This window comes from Anabaena sp. PCC 7108 (assembly GCF_000332135.1).
Taxonomy (GTDB): domain Bacteria; phylum Cyanobacteriota; class Cyanobacteriia; order Cyanobacteriales; family Nostocaceae; genus Anabaena.
Map to the genome: position 1 here is coordinate 1,539,855 of NZ_KB235896.1, position 15,059 is coordinate 1,554,913.

12 protein-coding genes and 1 tRNA gene are annotated in these 15,059 nt (G+C 39.6%); 6 read left to right on the plus strand and 7 right to left on the minus strand.

The window, feature by feature from the left end:
• Positions 1-113 precede the first annotated feature (113 nt).
• The 3 genes from ANA7108_RS0107745 (at position 114) to grxD (ending at position 1,547) form a co-directional block, all read left to right on the plus strand.
• Positions 114-695, plus strand: a complete 582-nt coding sequence (locus ANA7108_RS0107745) for a hypothetical protein (protein ID WP_026104045.1) — start codon at positions 114-116, stop codon at positions 693-695.
• Between the two features lie 149 nt (positions 696-844).
• The gene (locus tag ANA7108_RS0107750; RefSeq protein ID WP_016950209.1) at positions 845-1,081 is read left to right on the plus strand and encodes a BolA family protein; all 237 of its coding nucleotides are present in this window, start codon (positions 845-847) and stop codon (positions 1,079-1,081) included.
• Positions 1,082-1,223: 142 nt separating this feature from the next.
• Positions 1,224-1,547, plus strand: coding sequence for a Grx4 family monothiol glutaredoxin (gene grxD, locus ANA7108_RS0107755; RefSeq protein WP_016950210.1), 324 nt, complete (start codon positions 1,224-1,226; stop codon positions 1,545-1,547).
• A gap of 59 nt (positions 1,548-1,606) precedes the next feature.
• Here the strand turns inward: grxD and ANA7108_RS0107760 are convergent, their stop codons facing one another.
• Both ANA7108_RS0107760 and ANA7108_RS0107765 read right to left on the minus strand, forming a co-directional pair.
• Positions 1,607-2,821, minus strand: coding sequence for a LeuA family protein (locus tag ANA7108_RS0107760; protein WP_016950211.1), 1,215 nt, complete (start codon positions 2,819-2,821; stop codon positions 1,607-1,609).
• A 522-nt stretch (positions 2,822-3,343) separates the two neighbouring features.
• Positions 3,344-3,598, minus strand: a complete 255-nt coding sequence (locus ANA7108_RS0107765; RefSeq protein WP_016950212.1) for a DUF6761 family protein — start codon at positions 3,596-3,598, stop codon at positions 3,344-3,346.
• A 528-nt stretch (positions 3,599-4,126) separates the two neighbouring features.
• Between ANA7108_RS0107765 and ANA7108_RS0107770 the strand changes: the two genes are divergently transcribed.
• Positions 4,127-4,897 (plus strand): response regulator transcription factor, encoded by a 771-nt coding sequence (locus tag ANA7108_RS0107770; RefSeq protein WP_026104046.1) that lies wholly within the window; start codon positions 4,127-4,129, stop codon positions 4,895-4,897.
• A 177-nt stretch (positions 4,898-5,074) separates the two neighbouring features.
• Here the strand turns inward: ANA7108_RS0107770 and ANA7108_RS0107780 are convergent, their stop codons facing one another.
• The 4 genes from ANA7108_RS0107780 to ANA7108_RS0107795 all read right to left on the minus strand — a co-directional run bounded on the left by ANA7108_RS0107780 (position 5,075) and on the right by ANA7108_RS0107795 (position 10,314).
• A complete protein-coding gene (locus tag ANA7108_RS0107780) occupies positions 5,075-5,854 on the minus strand; it encodes an ATP-binding cassette domain-containing protein (RefSeq protein WP_026104047.1) in 780 nt (259 codons plus the stop codon).
• 163 nt (positions 5,855-6,017) lie between these two features.
• Positions 6,018-7,226, minus strand: coding sequence for an RNA-guided endonuclease TnpB family protein (locus tag ANA7108_RS0107785; protein ID WP_016950216.1), 1,209 nt, complete (start codon positions 7,224-7,226; stop codon positions 6,018-6,020).
• Positions 7,227-7,896: 670 nt separating this feature from the next.
• On the minus strand, positions 7,897-9,177 hold the full coding sequence (locus ANA7108_RS0107790; RefSeq protein ID WP_016950217.1) for a bifunctional oligoribonuclease/PAP phosphatase NrnA: 1,281 nt from the start codon (positions 9,175-9,177) through the stop codon (positions 7,897-7,899).
• Positions 9,178-9,816: 639 nt separating this feature from the next.
• Positions 9,817-10,314 carry an HNH endonuclease gene (locus ANA7108_RS0107795; protein WP_016950218.1) on the minus strand — a complete coding sequence of 166 codons (498 nt, stop codon included), beginning with the start codon at positions 10,312-10,314 and terminating at the stop codon, positions 9,817-9,819.
• 378 nt (positions 10,315-10,692) lie between these two features.
• Between ANA7108_RS0107795 and alr the strand changes: the two genes are divergently transcribed.
• The gene (gene alr / locus ANA7108_RS0107800; RefSeq protein ID WP_016950219.1) at positions 10,693-11,880 is read left to right on the plus strand and encodes an alanine racemase; all 1,188 of its coding nucleotides are present in this window, start codon (positions 10,693-10,695) and stop codon (positions 11,878-11,880) included.
• A gap of 56 nt (positions 11,881-11,936) precedes the next feature.
• Positions 11,937-12,018, plus strand: a tRNA-Leu gene (locus ANA7108_RS0107805).
• A gap of 63 nt (positions 12,019-12,081) precedes the next feature.
• Here ANA7108_RS0107805 and ANA7108_RS0107810 read toward each other — a convergent pair.
• Positions 12,082-14,913: a pitrilysin family protein gene (locus ANA7108_RS0107810; protein WP_016950220.1), complete on the minus strand. Its 2,832-nt coding sequence runs from the start codon at positions 14,911-14,913 to the stop codon at positions 12,082-12,084.
• Positions 14,914-15,059: the final 146 nt, after the last annotated feature.

The following is a 15,059-nucleotide window of genomic DNA, read 5'->3' on the forward strand; positions in this document are numbered from 1 at the left end:
GTCTAAATCAGAGAAACTGATTGTGCAGTTTTGCTGTATCTGAGACACAAACAGAGTTAAGATACCCGAAGTTTCCATACATTTTCTATAGACTTGTTGCACTAATTGACCCCATGAACCTTGCTGCTGCTTCCTTAATTCGGTTCACTTCTCTCTCTCTGATTATCGTGATGAGCTTGCTATCACCTGTTCATGCTCAGGTAATTCAGCAACCGGGTAATAACAACCAAGCCCAACCTATTGATCCTAATGATCCCAACACCCTCCGTCCAACTAGCAAAAACAACAGTGTCTTAAGCATTGAAGGGGGACAGCGGCTTTTAAAAGAGTCAGACGAGGCCGTTTCTGCTCAAAAATATGACGTAGCTGCTAAAAAACTCCAGGAAGCACGTCAAGTTTTTAATCAACTATCTAATTTTTATCAGGATCTCAACTCTAGCTTTTCGGGAATTGATATCAGAGTATCCGATTCCCAGCGCAAAAACGCCCTAGAGAGCGCCCAACTGCGAGATGATGCCACCTATCGTCTCGCACTAGTTCATCGGGCGCTAAATCAGCCAGAATTAGCAATTCCTTTGTTAATTCAAATTATTAAAAGCCAAAATCCCACACGTGAATTAGGCAAGAAGGCTTATCAACAGTTATTGGAATTGGGTTTTGTTGATGTAGCTTATCCTCGACAAGGAACTAAGTAATTCAAAATAATTCCTTCGGTACACTTCAGAGATACAAAATTGGGGAAAAGGTTATTGGTGATCACTTATTCTCCCCATTTCCCATCTCCCTCAGGCATTTCTTCCATATCTGTTAATAATAGAGAAGTAAGTTTTTTTCAGGAATGGCGATGATTACTCCGCAGCAGGTTGAGGCAATGATTAAGGCGGAACTGCCAGATGCTCAAGTTCAGGTACAGGACTTGACTGGTGGTGGTGATCACTATCAGGTGACAGTAGTTTCATCGCAGTTTGCAGGTAAAGGACTGGTACAACAACACCAGTTAGTTTATGGCGCGTTGCAGCAAGCTATGTCAACTGAAGCGATTCATGCGTTAGCTCTCAAAACAGCTACTCCCCAAGCTTGACCAAATAATTACTAATTTGTAATTAAATGTGTACAAGCTCTCACAGATTTTAACTAGGTTCGCATCGCTGGCGATCACTACTATTATCAATTACGAATTACATTGACCGTGCCAATTTTGCCAACAAAGGAAACAAAAAACCATGACCCCAGAAGTTAAAGAGAAAATTGATAACTTGGTACAAGAAAACAAGATTATGGTTTTTATGAAGGGAAACAAGTTGATGCCTCAATGTGGTTTCTCCAACAATGTAGTCCAGATTCTCAATACCTTGGGAGTTCCTTTTGAGACAGTTGACGTTCTCTCCGACCAAGATATTCGTCAGGGTATTAAAGAATATTCCAACTGGCCGACAATTCCCCAAGTATATATTAATGGTGAATTTGTTGGTGGTTCTGATATTTTGATTACACTGTATCAAACTGGTGAATTGCAGCAAAAGGTAGAAGTTGCTCTAGCTTCTTAATATCTTCCTCAGATTTTTAACAGTTTTATTGCCCTTGAAAAATTGGCATATATCCATTTTCAGGGGCTTTTTTGTGGATTTGGGTAGGAAAAAATAACATTCTTTTTAGCCATCACCTGCTTAATATGACAGCGAACTACAATTTCTGGTAGTTCTTTTTCAATATCAATCGGAGTACCTCTTTTAGCAATTGCTTTAATTTCCTGGAGAATCTTAGCTACTAACTCTTTGTTTTCAGCTAATTCTTCTCTACCAATTTGCTTCATCGCCAGTTGCACAGCAGTATATCCTGATTGTATTCCCAATGCCAAGCTACTTTTTTTTCCGAGAATCTGTGGATTTAAACTTTGATACAGCATTTCATCTTTAGCTACAGCTTTAACATGAACACCTGCATAATGTATGAATGTATTTTTACCTGTTATTGGTCGATGAGGAGCAATTGGGATATGAGAATTTTCACTCACAAAATTATATAAATCCTGTAAATGGCTTAGTTGCCAATGATTTTCTTCCTCACTCATTTCTCTTAAATTTATCAGTAATTCTCCTAAATCCACAATACCTGCTCTTTCTCCTAGTCCCATTACACTCACGTCAATAATATCAATCCCTGCTCTATATGCATCTAATGCATTTGCTAACGCTAAACCTTTATCATTATGGCAATGAATTTCTATTTCTGGATGTAAATCCTGTTTCTTTAGTTCTGCTTTTAGAGTTTTTACATAATTATAAATACTGCGTTGAGGATCAAAAGGATTAGTATAGCCAGTTGTATCAGCTATACTAATTATATTTACTCCGGCTTTAACTGCTGCACTTGCTGCTGCAATCACATTTTCTATAGGTGAGCGCACTGTATCTTCTGGTGTATACCTAATCAATAAATCATTTTGCTGCTCTCTTGCAAAACGGATCACTTCCACAATTTTCTCAATGGCTGCTTCTAAACTAATGTTGTAATCTTGGTACAACCGCTTTTTGGAAACACTAAAAAAGATTCCTAAAAAATCCACTCCACAATCTAGCGCTTTTTGGACATTGTCTATTTTACAAAGTGAATGAGCGCCTATTTTTGCCTTTAGACCAGCTTGAGAAATTCGACTAATAGCTAAAGCAATATCGCTATCAACTGCTGGATTACCTACTTCAATAATATCAATTCCTATCTGGTCTAAGAACTGAGCAATTACCAATTTTTTTTCAGGAGAAAAATAAACTCCTGGAGTTTGTTCTCCTTCTCTAAGAGTAGAATCAAGAATTTTAATCATAGCTACTATAGGAATCCGGTTTGATTTATGAAAAAACTAAGTATTGTAGGGTGCGTTAAGATGAAATCGGTAACGCACCGTTATTCCAGGCTTGGTGGGTTACGTTACCACTAACGCACCCTACGTATATGTTCAAAAATCAAATAGTAGTCCTATATCGATTTAAGGCGTTGCATAATTGCGGGATGATTTGAGAAACTGCGTCAATATATAATCACCGCGTCTCCCTGTCTCCGCGTCCCCGCGTCAGCCTCAATCATCCCCTTATTCAGCAACGCCCGATTTAGCTGCACAACAGCTTACTCTGCTTTCAGAGACTGCTAATGGAATCTCTATTAATTGCCGTTGCATTTTGCAAAGACAAGTCAAAATTCCCCTCAATCGCGTAATACTGAGGGGATGTTCTTGAGGAATACAATATTTACAAAATTTCATAGCACTGCACCCCGTTGACCAACGCAGAAATTATGTTACAGTTACCTGCGGTAATCTACAAGTTGCTACTGATAACACTGTTGGTGTTTAGTAGTAGCCGTGTTGTCTTTCTGGTTCTGGTTGTGTCATGGCAAAGTTTGATGCATCGTACAAATAGCGGCTAGCTTCTTCTTCTAGGCGATGAATCAGGTAAGGCTCAATGGCGTTACTTTGCCTCAGCGCTGCTAGATATCCATCCAAATACATCCGCATATCATCCATACGATAACCGCGATTCCATAGCTCGACGAAGGCGTCAGTAAGTCTTTGGTAATAACGGATGGTTTGTGTGTCTTGGAGCATAACTGCTGTGTTTATCTCTTGGGAATGAGAATTGTAAATGATCTACGCTCAAAAGTGAAGTATGACTTCTTTCTTAAGTATTAACTTAAAGTTAATATTTTGACGTTGGGTGAGACCCCTCAGCAGCTAAAAATGTAATTACATCCTATTCTAAAAAAGCTAAAATATGGTAACTTGATCAACTATTTTTATGATTTTACCTGTCTACAGACTTATTTTATACTTTGTAGTTACGGTTTATAATAACTACAAAATAGTATTCCCAGCCTTGATCTAACAGACATTTCCAGTTAAGTACACTTGTTTTCTAGATTGCTTTTCCACTAACTAGTAAAAAGTCTTCCAAAAAATTAGACCAAAATTAGAAAAAATTCTAATTTGGCTATAGACAATGGGAAAATTAAATTTATTGCAAGGTTTTATAGGAGTAAATGTAAAGATTCTAGCAGTTGAGGTAACAAAGGCTACAAAACCTTGTGCTTGAGATTGTTAATTTGAAAGTCATCGACGCTAAGGGGTCTTGCCACTGTGGGTTCGGTTTGTATTGAAATCGTTGAGGGGAATCCCCATCTGAGGTCGTTGCTTGGTTGGCACTTGCAACAACTGGAATACCGAGTACATCAAGCCGCCAGCATTTATCAAGCAAGGGAAGTGTTTTTAAGTCATCAACCGACTCTAGTCATTCTAGATGCGGATTTGCCAGATGGCGATGGGATCGAGTTTTGTCGTTGGTTAAATCGTCAGCAACAGCCTCTGATTTTAATGCTTTCTGCCCGTAACAATGAAGCTGATATTGTTTCTGGTTTAAAAGCAGGAGCAGATGACTACTTGAGCAAACCTTTCGGAATGCAAGAGTTTTTGGCTAGGGTAGAGGCACTGATTCGTCGTAACCGTACACCCACTGCACCAGCTTACTTGGATTATGGCAGTTTGCAAATCGATTTGGTACAGCGCCGTGTCCGGTTTCAAGGGGAGTTTATCGATTTAACACCCCAAGAATTTAGTTTGCTGTATGTTTTGGCGCAAGCTGGTGGAGTACCTTTGAGTAGATCGGAATTACTGCGTCGTGCTTGGCCTGACGCTATTGATAATCCCCGTACCATTGATACTCACGTTTTATCACTGCGGAAAAAGGTGGAACTTGATCCGCGTCAACCCAGCTTAATCCAAACTATCCGCAATGTGGGATACCGATTTAACATAGAAACTTTGAATGCTAATGTTCCGCAATCACAAACAAAGTTAGCTAAAGAAAGATTCAGTAATCCACGTTCTACCCTGGCTACTCAAATTTCTTAGTGGAGATTGGGGACTGGGAAGAAGAAGATGGGGAGACACGGGGACACGGGGACACGGGGACACGGGGACGCGGAGAAAATGACCAAAAACCAATGACCAATGACCAATGACCAATGACCAATGACCAATGACCAATTACCAATGACCAATTACCAATGACCAATTACCAATGACCAATTACCACTCCTCAGATGCTTGAATTTCAGCTTCTATCAAGCTGGCTTTTAAGTCTTCCCAGTTGATTTCAGCGGTTGGTTGATTTGCCAATAATTGACCTTGCTGGAGATGTAATAACCGGGTGCTAAATTCTTGGGCTAGGTCAAATTGGTGATTTACCATCAAAATCGCGGTTGTAGGGGGTTGAGGTAGTTGGCTGATGATGTTGATCATCCGGGAAGCCTGACCAGGGTCTAAGGCGCTCGTAGGTTCGTCTAAAAGCAAGATTTTGGGTTGGATGACTAAGGTACGAGCGATCGCAACTAACTGTCTTTGTCCGGTGGAAAGTTGTACTTCGGTTCGTCCTAGCCATTCATTAGGAATTTGCAGCTGTTCTTGCCAATAACTAACTCGTTCCTGAATTTTCTGTTTGGACAAGCCGCGCAGAACTAAAGGATAAGCTAAGGCTTCCCGAACTGTCATCCCCAACAACTTAAATTCTTGCTGTAAAAGCGTCACTTCTTGTCGCAGCTGAATAATCGGAATGTGGCGATATTCTTGATTCTCTAGATAAATTTTACCGCTACTAGGTTCAATTAAGCGGTTAATGAGGCGTAATAAGGAAGTTTTGCCAGCACCAGCAGTACCAACAATGGTAATGCGATCGCCTGAAAACACCTCAAAGGAAATATCCTCTAAAATTGGATATCCTGGCAAATTTCTCTGCACCTGACTTTTCAGCTTTGTAAACAGATTAACTTGCTCTAGCCTAAGTACGGTTTTTGCAGTCAAATTATCCAAGTTTTCTAAAAAAATGTTGGCAAAATATTCAATAAATCAACCAGTTTTTGACACTCTCCGGTCTAAAGACACGGGGATTCTACATTCACCGTCAAAACTTGCTCAACCAGGTTTACACCCTTACGGGTGATGCCTCCGGCACGCTGACGCGAACGCCAGTCGCTCATGGGGGAAACCCCCAAGACCGCGCTGGCTCACCAAGCAGAGTAGTGGTTTCAACTCCTGTAGCGTTAATTTGGGGATGCCCTCCCCTATTTTTTGCTAGATTAAGAATATTTATGGCCGCGTTTGTATCTCTATGCAATTCACATCCACAACTACATTTATGGGTACGAGTTGATAGAGATTTTTTGACAATCCCGCCGCAATCAGAACATTTCTGTGAAGAGTAATGTGGTGCTACAGCTATAGCAACTTTGTCAAATTTAACAGCAAAATACTCTATCCATTGCTTAAACAAATACCAACTAGCATCACTAATTGATTTTGCTAAACAATGATTTTTTACCATGTTTGAAACACGTAAATCTATGCGCTTCGCGCACGCTTCGCGAACATAGGCTACTAAGTCGTTAGACTTGCATACGTTACGCGCTAGTTTCTTAGCGTGTTCAATCCATTGCCTACTTACTTTTAAGTGTTTTTTGGCATAAAGTTTTCTAGCTTTTCTTCTACCGCTAGAACCTTTTGCTTTTTTGTAAATCCGTCTTTGAGAATGCTTGATTGATTTTTCAGCCTTTCTCAAAAACTGAGGATTAGGTTCTTGATGCCCATTTGAATCTGTGTAAAACGACTCAATCCCCACATCTAGCCCAATTTCTTCATCTGTTTTTGGTTGAATATCTACAACATCAATACCAACACAAAACTGTGCATAATATCCATCTGCACGCCGGATTAAACGCACTCGTTTAATATCTTTAAGTTCGGAGAATTGAATATCCCATTTACCTAATAACTTGAGTTCACCAATACCTTTCTTGTCAGTAAAAGTAATACGTCGCTTGGTTTTGTGTAATTTCCATCCTGATGTTTTATATTCAACAGAACGACAATCTTTTTGAAACTTTGGAAACCCCCTTTTCCCAGATTTTTTAGATTGACAATTTTCGTAAAACCTTGATATAGCAGACCAACCCCGTTCTGCTGCTGATTGTACTGCCATTGAGTTTAACTCGGCAGCAAAAGGAAAACATGAGCGTAGTTCTGTTGAATACTTATTCAGGGCAAACTTATCAATTTTTAGCTCACGTGGTGCATCCATCCAATATCTGAGCGCTTTATTGCGAATGAATTGGGTGGTACGAATTGCATCGTCTATGGCGTTGTATTGATGTTGTTTACCTTTAACTTTGTATTCTAGGACTAGCATTGATTTAACTTTGAACAATCAACTTGATTTGGTTTTGACAATCGTTAATTATACAACATATACAAAATGTCAATGCAGGATAAAGGAAAGCTTTTAGCCTTCCTCCCTTGTCTCAAGCACAGCTGTGTCCTCCTGAGTCGGACGCACCTTCAAGGGTTTTCGGCATTTTCCTTATAAAAGTTGCTGGCATCATTAAAAAAAACTAGGCAGATTTATTACCAGGGGTAAAGCCCATTGCTAAACCCCAACTAAATAACTACTTCGGAGTTGCTGAGAAAGTCTTTTTGTGGAGGTAGGTGACTCTTAACAGGTGACAGTTTCCAGAGTTAAATGGGAACGATTTTCCCTTTGAGTAGGAATTAAATGCAAGGTTTTTAAGTTCCCACCTCATCAAAGCTTGCACCTTTTTTCCTGTTTACTCAGTCTCAATCCTTCAATTTTTCTGGTTGTTGGTTTTATATGGCTAAGTAGGTAGACACTAAAAAACCAAAGTATGCAACGAAATGTAAATTTGCCCAAAAACCTCTTCCCTTCTGCCTCCTGCCCTCTGCCTCCTGCCTTGTCTCAACGATAAATATTTATGCCCACCTACTTAACGCCACGCTACGCTATCAGCAACCCCTACTTCAGTTATCAGACTTCTACTTGAAGTACCAGAAATCCTCTCAGACTAAATGGGGTTATCTCTAGGATTCACCAATTTCAGCAACTTTTGCTTGATTTGTGAGTCGAAAACTTCCCATTTGATTTTGGCATAAGTAGAATTTTCGTTTCCTCCAGATAAGAAACCCATGGGAATTTCAAAGCCACCAGCACCAGTGCGTCCACCACCAAAAAACCGCCCAGCACTATCCTGTCCAAAGGCTTCTTTGATAAATTCATCGGGGTCTAAGGTAAGTTTTGTGGTTCTTAGGGAACCTATGACTACTTCTAGTTCGTCATCTTCATCATGAACTATCCCGTACACTACAGCTGTGTGGACGTTTTCTTCTGTCACTAGAAAATCAGCGGCTTGGGGAATTGCATCTCTATCGTCATAGCGTAAATAACCAACCCCGGCTATGGAAAAGTTATTTTGGACAATGCGGTTTTTGAGCGATCGCTCGATCACATCCATCACCCGCTTGGAACGATTTGCCTGTAAAATGGCATTCAGCAACTGAGCGTCATAAAATCGACTCAGATAAGCAGCAGCCATAAAGTCTTCTTCTTGCGCTTGCATTAACCGATTCGTATCAGAACGCAAGCCATGCATCAAAGCAGTTGCACATTTAACGTGCTGGCTAATACTGCTATCTAATTTTAGTATCCCCGCTTGTAAATACTGGGTAAAAATAGTTGCAGTTGCTCGCACGTAAGGACGGACATCGAAAAACTCGGCTTTAAGCTCTCCTTGTAAACTATGATGATCAACTAGTACTACTAGCGGAATTCCTGCCTGTTGTACTGCTGGTAACAGTTGTGACGTAGTTCCCTGGTTATCAATTAAGACAAAACCTTGATAAGATGACAAATCTTTAGTTTTCAGGTTTTGCATTGTCCAGCGTTGAGCCGGTAAGGTCGTCAACTTAACTAAAGCTATGTTCTCTTGGTGGCTTAAAGTCCCAGCATAAATAATTTCACACTTGATGTCGTATTGTTGAGCAATTAACTGGTAAGCCCAAGCACATGAAAGCGCGTCAGGATCAGGAAAATCTTGTAAAATTACTAACTGACGCTCATGACGATGTCCAAGAAGAGTTTTTTGCAACTCTTCTGATTTCTGAACAGCCAGCGAATTGCCACGTGGAGCTAAATATATCCCTACATCACCATTCGATGACGGTGATAAGGAAGGACGGGTCAGTAGTGGAAGTTCAATTGATTCTTTATCTATTTCAATTTCCTCCCCATTCTGATCTGTAGTCAGTGACAAATTCTCAAATTGAGTAAGTGAAGAATTCAAGTACATAAGGAATTTGGTTGTCAGCGTGGTGGCTTGTGTATGTCTTCCGAGATACTTTAATCAATGCATCACTGGATTAGCCACACATTATGATCTTGGCAGAAATTTACCATCTTGGCACTGAATAGAGTTTGGAAACCATTCAGCAAATTTGGTTTAAAGGCTGATTGGGACTTTGATATTTATCTTAATTGTGGTAATATTACTTTCTATTATCTCACACCAATTTAGAATTTTATAGTTTCTCAGTAAGTGTAAAAAATCTCAGATAGACTAATGCCTCTTCGCAGCTTGCCAAAGGCAGAAAAGAGTGTATCATTAGAGCTTATTTAGTTGCAGTAGAGAATTATTCTGAAGTTGACAACAATCACTTCTGGATTTAATTAGAATATATTGTCAAATTCTGATAATTTATCGTAACCATGATCAATACTCCATAAAATGGAGTAATATAGTTTGTCTGTACCTTGCCTAAACTTGGTCAAAAGGTTAATCCAGCTTTTAGGAATGTCGCCGACAAGCTGTCAATAAACAAACGCCAAGTTAAGTCCTCAAATTGTGGTATGGTATTTTGACCCAGTCAAAAGGTAACACCTACAGATGAAGACTTATTTCTCCTGATGTCTGAATTGATTATGTGTAATCTCAAAGTCCTATTACATATTTTTGCCACTCTTGGTGAAGTCCACTCTTCAGATGTTTTGTCACCTCGAAGTACAGACTGCTATGAGGTTGACGAGGTTGATGACGCAAGGGCATACGGGCTTCTTGAGGTGTACGGCAGCCTTTTTTGACGTTGCAGCGTACACAGGCGGTAACAATATTTTCCCATGTGTCACCTCCGCCACGCGATCGCGGCATTACATGATCTAAAGTCAACTCATCTCCTGTGTAGCCGCAGTATTGACAAGTATGACTGTCACGATGCAATATATTCCGGCGAGTCAGAGGAATTTCTTTATAAGGAACACGTACGTAGTGCCGTAACCGAATGACGGTTGGCAATGGAAAATCAGAGTAGATAAATTTACCGTTATGTTCTACGTGTTCGGCTTTGCCTTTAATCAACAAAACTATGGCACGTCGCCAACTCGTGATGTTGAGAGGTTCGTAGGAGGCGTTTAGGACTAAAACCTTCCCCATTGATATTAGCTCAAGGTATTAGTTTTAAATATTTTAACACAAATATACCCTCATTGGGAAATGAGAATAATTTATACTTTTTTTAGAGTATTTAGGGGTTGACTTTTAATTAGAAACTTGTTATCATATTATTGATAAGGAAGAACTATTTTATAAAAAATAAACCTGATCATAAGTAAGATAAGGTTTCAGAATTGCTAAATCCTAATAATTTAATCCTAATAATTTATAGAAACTCATAACTCAACACAATCTTGTATGAATTACCGGATCAGCGGTAAACTTTGCTGATTGATATTGATATGGCTGAGAAGGTTGCAAACCAGAATCATTAGATAGTCTGGAAGGCTTACAGTGGTGTGATAGGAGGGAAGTGCTATGTTAAGTCGCAAACAAACCCCTAGTTTTGCTGATCATCAGGAACGTGATACCTACGCTTGGTTTTCTCAACGTGCTTGGGTAGAAATTGATTTAGGGGCTTTATCCTATAATGTCAAGCAGTTAGTAAAATTTTTATCACCATGCACCCAGTTAATGGCAGTAGTAAAAGCTGATGCCTATGGGCATGGGGCGGTAACAGTGGCTAAAACAGTATTGGAAGCTGGTGCAAGTTGGTTGGGAGTAGCGACAGTTCCCGAAGGGATTCAATTGCGAGAAGGTGGCATAAAAGCGCCGATTCTGATTCTAGGGGCAATTAATACAAAAGAACAAATTCAGGCGATCGCTCATTGGCAACTTCAGCCGACATTATGCGGACCAAAACAAGCTTTAATATTTTCTAATACATTAGAAGCTATTAACTATAATTCTCCTATACCTGTACATATTAAATTAGACACGGGGATGTCAAGACTAGGCACAAACTGGCAAGAAGCCGCTGATTTTGTGCAGCTAGTACAAAGATTACCTCATTTGGATATTGCCAGCATTTATTCTCACCTCGCTACAGCAGATAATCCTGATGCTACAGTCATGGAAAAACAGCATCAACGATTTGAAGAAGCCATTGCACAGATCAAATCTAGAGGTATCAAAATCCCCAGTTTGCATTTAGCCAACTCAGCCGCTACCCTTGCAGATCCGAGATTGCACTATGACATGGTGCGTGCGGGTTTGGCTATTTATGGACTCTATCCTGCACCCCACCTACAAAATGAAATCAAACTGCAACCAGTTTTACAACTCAAAGCAAGAGTTACCTATGTAAAAAATATTGCTGAGGGAACGGGTGTTAGCTATGGTCATCATTTTATTGCTAACAGAGAAATGCGTCTGGCTGTAGTCGGTATTGGTTATGCAGATGGAGTTCCCCGCAGTCTTTCTGGACAAATGCAAGTTTTACTCCGTGGCCAACGTGTGCAGCAAATAGGTGCAATTACAATGGATCAAATTATGTTAGATGTGAGTTCTATTCCTGATGTGCAAGAGGGAGAAATAGTCACCTTACTGGGAGAACAGGGAAAAGAAAAAATCACAGCTGATGATTGGGCAGATCAATTAAATACCATTTCTTGGGAAATTCTCTGCGGTTTCAAGCATCGTTTACCTCGTGTAGCGATTATGTAAAATCACCAATTACCTATTGCCATCTATAATTTGCTATGCTATTATAAGTTACTGATGCGGATGTGGCGAAATTGGCAGACGCGCTAGATTTAGGTTCTAGTTCCGAAAGGAGTGAAGGTTCAAGTCCTTTCATCCGCATTTACAAATAAATAATTGTAAGTTAAGTCCAAGTTTCACTTATTTAAGTTCCTTGGACTTTCCTTATTTTCTATGCTCTGCCATGATAGCCGAACCGGCTGTCACTACTACGATTTGATCAGGATGAATTAACTCACGCGCTGCTTGATTAACTTCTGTTTGGGTAACTTTCTGGATTTTTTGGGCAAAAGAGCGCAGTTCTATTGGCTTTAGTCCATATACCTGATTCATCACAATTGTATCTGTTAATTCTTCTGGTTTTGCCAGGGAAATATTATAGTTACTAATTAAAGTGTGTTTAGCAGTTTCTACTTCTAGTTGAGTCACACCTTGCTGATGTAGTTGATTAAGGAGTTTACGAGTACTAGCGATCGCTTTATTAGTATCTTCTGGATTGGTTTGCATTTCAATCAAAAACGTCCCCACATTCCTTCCAGTCTGGAAGTTGCTGTAAATGCCGTAAGTCAAACCCAAGCGATCGCGCACTTCTGCTCCCAGTCTACTAGATAAAGTGTCACCTCCCAAAATTTGATTCAAGACTAAAGCTTGATAAAATCTAGCATCTTCCCGCTTAATACTTGTATAACCCATATAAGTTACAGCTTGGGCTTTACCAGGAAGAACAGGGTTAATACGCATTCCCTGATCCTGAATTACCACTTGTGGATATTTTAATATTGGTGGGTTGCCACTAACTTGCCAATCACTAAACTGAGTTTTAATGAGCGATATCGCTGACTTATCAGTTCGCAGCTTATCGAAATCAAAATCTCCTACCAGTGCTAATATCGTCGTATCTGGGCGATAATGTTGAGACTTGAAAGCAATCACATCCTCACGTGTAATTTTCTGTAGACTTTCTTTAGTGGCAAAACTATGTAAAGGATGATTTGGTGGATAAATAGATTGTATAAATGTTCTGTTTGCAACTTCATCGGGATCATCCAATTCGATATCAACCTCACTTAAAGCTTGTTGACGAGTTAGTTCTAAATCCCCAGCATTAAATGTACTATTTTTAATCACATCAGCCAAAGTCTCCAGCAAAATCGGCAAATCTTCAGCTAAACTCTTACCCCGAATCAGCACACCTTGACGCTGCGTTGTAAAATCTAGACTTACACCCCTTGCTGCTAAAACTTTGGCAATATCTAAAGTATCTTTGGTTTTCGTGCCATTCATCAAGTTATCTGCTACCAAAGCCGCTAATCCAGCTTTGTCATGTGGATCAAATTCTTTCCCTGCTTTGATATAGCCACTCAAAGTCACCGTCGGACTACTTTGATCTGGTAATAATAATACCTGCAAACCGTTGACCAAAGTCAATTTATGTGGTATTGATTGAGTTGATGTATCAGTAGAAAAAGATACAGAAGGTAAATAGTTCCTCACCTCAGCAGCCGTCAGAGAAACTCCAGAAGTCAAATTTTCCTGAGTGGCTGGGGTATAATTTTGATGATTAACTGCTTTTGGAGACTTTTGTTCATCAGGCTCAAAAAATCCTACAGTTCGGGTTTCAGGTTTCAGATATTTGTCAATTACAGCTATAATATCCGCCGATTTTACCTTGCGGACGTTTTCTAAATAGCGTTCTGTATAACGATAATCACCAGATGTTAGCTCATCATTAGCCAACTGCATTGCTTGACTAGTGATATCCCGACTATTTAAAATTACAGATGCTATTAATTGAGTCTTAGCGTTTTCAACCTGTTCCGGTGTGACACTGGTTTTTGCTAAATTAGCAATTGCGCTTTTGATCACCTGATCAATTTTTGATAACTCCTGATTTGCAACAGTAGTCACCAAAACATGATACCAACCAGATTGCCGCAAAGTCACTAAACGAGCCGAAACATCAGTAGCTAAACCCGATTCCACCAATACTTTATACAAATAAGAATTTTTTCCCCCAGTCAAGACATAGTCTATTACACCCAGTCTAGGGATATCCGGGTGAGTTAAATCTGGAACTGGATAAATCAACTGTAACAGTTTTCCAGCGCCCGGTTCTCGCAAGATAATCGGAGATGAAGAGAAGTGGTGAGGAAGTGGAGAAGTAGAGAGGTGGGAAGACTTTTGACTTTTGGGAATTTTACCAAAAACCTCTTTTACCGTTTCCAAAGTTGGTTGAGTTTGAAAATCTCCCACAATCGTCAACACCGCGTGATCAGGATTGTAGAACTTTTGGTAATATTCCCGCACCTGTTCAATAGTTAATTTTTCCACATCAGCTTGAGTACCAGCAGTAGGGAAACCATAAGCATGATCAGGAAAAACAGACTGGATCACAGCACGTCTGATGCGATATGCTGGACTATTCTCATAACCTTGTAACTCAGAAATAACTACTCGCTTCTCACTTGCTAGTTGGTTGTTATCAAGCAGTAGGTTTTGCATTCTGTCAGCTTCTAGAACCAGCAGCGCCTTGAGTTTGTCTCGTTCCGCAGTATTGTAATATGCAGTTTGATCATAGCTAGTAAAAGCATTGGAGTCACTGCCTAAAGCACTAAATAATTGTCCAAATTGAACAGGACGATTTTTTGTACCTTTAAACATCATGTGTTCCAATTGGTGAGCAACACCATTGACTCCTGGTTCTTCGTTGCCTGAACCAACTTTATACCAAACTTGCACCGTTACGACTGGTGCATTATGTACTTCCTTTGTTAAGACAGTTAGACCATTTTCTAGTATTGTCTTCTGAATATTTTTTGCCAATGTGAGATTATTTGTCTTTTTACCTACGAAAATTTGCTGAGAATGTTCCCCATTGGTTTTAACTAATTTTTGGCTAATTGAAGAAGTATGCTGCAACAAAACCGCTGTAATTATCGATAATATGAACAATAACAGGGGAACACGATATCTATGAAAGACCGAAATAACAAACATATAGTTTTTAGATATAAGTAAATAAGACTACACCTTTTTACCTATACATCTGTGGTTTAAAGTTTCTGGAAAATTAGCGACTAAAAATCAAGAAAAAAATTCAGTTACTCCTTTCCCACAGTAATATTACATATCTTCTTCCTTCT

What these genes read in the sequence shown, in the direction of transcription:
- ANA7108_RS0107745 (WP_026104045.1), top strand. Translation starts at nt 114, where the DNA reads ATGAACCTTGCTGCTGCTTCCTTAATTCGGTTCACTTCTCTCTCTCTG.
- ANA7108_RS0107750 (WP_016950209.1), top strand. Translation starts at nt 845, where the DNA reads ATGATTACTCCGCAGCAGGTTGAGGCAATGATTAAGGCGGAACTGCCA.
- grxD (WP_016950210.1), top strand. Translation starts at nt 1,224, where the DNA reads ATGACCCCAGAAGTTAAAGAGAAAATTGATAACTTGGTACAAGAAAAC.
- ANA7108_RS0107760 (WP_016950211.1), bottom strand. Translation starts at nt 2,821, where the DNA reads ATGATTAAAATTCTTGATTCTACTCTTAGAGAAGGAGAACAAACTCCA.
- ANA7108_RS0107765 (WP_016950212.1), bottom strand. Translation starts at nt 3,598, where the DNA reads ATGCTCCAAGACACACAAACCATCCGTTATTACCAAAGACTTACTGAC.
- ANA7108_RS0107785 (WP_016950216.1), bottom strand. Translation starts at nt 7,226, where the DNA reads ATGCTAGTCCTAGAATACAAAGTTAAAGGTAAACAACATCAATACAAC.
- ANA7108_RS0107790 (WP_016950217.1), bottom strand. Translation starts at nt 9,177, where the DNA reads ATGTACTTGAATTCTTCACTTACTCAATTTGAGAATTTGTCACTGACT.
- ANA7108_RS0107795 (WP_016950218.1), bottom strand. Translation starts at nt 10,314, where the DNA reads ATGGGGAAGGTTTTAGTCCTAAACGCCTCCTACGAACCTCTCAACATC.
- alr (WP_016950219.1), top strand. Translation starts at nt 10,693, where the DNA reads ATGTTAAGTCGCAAACAAACCCCTAGTTTTGCTGATCATCAGGAACGT.
- ANA7108_RS0107810 (WP_016950220.1), bottom strand. Translation starts at nt 14,913, where the DNA reads ATGTTTGTTATTTCGGTCTTTCATAGATATCGTGTTCCCCTGTTATTG.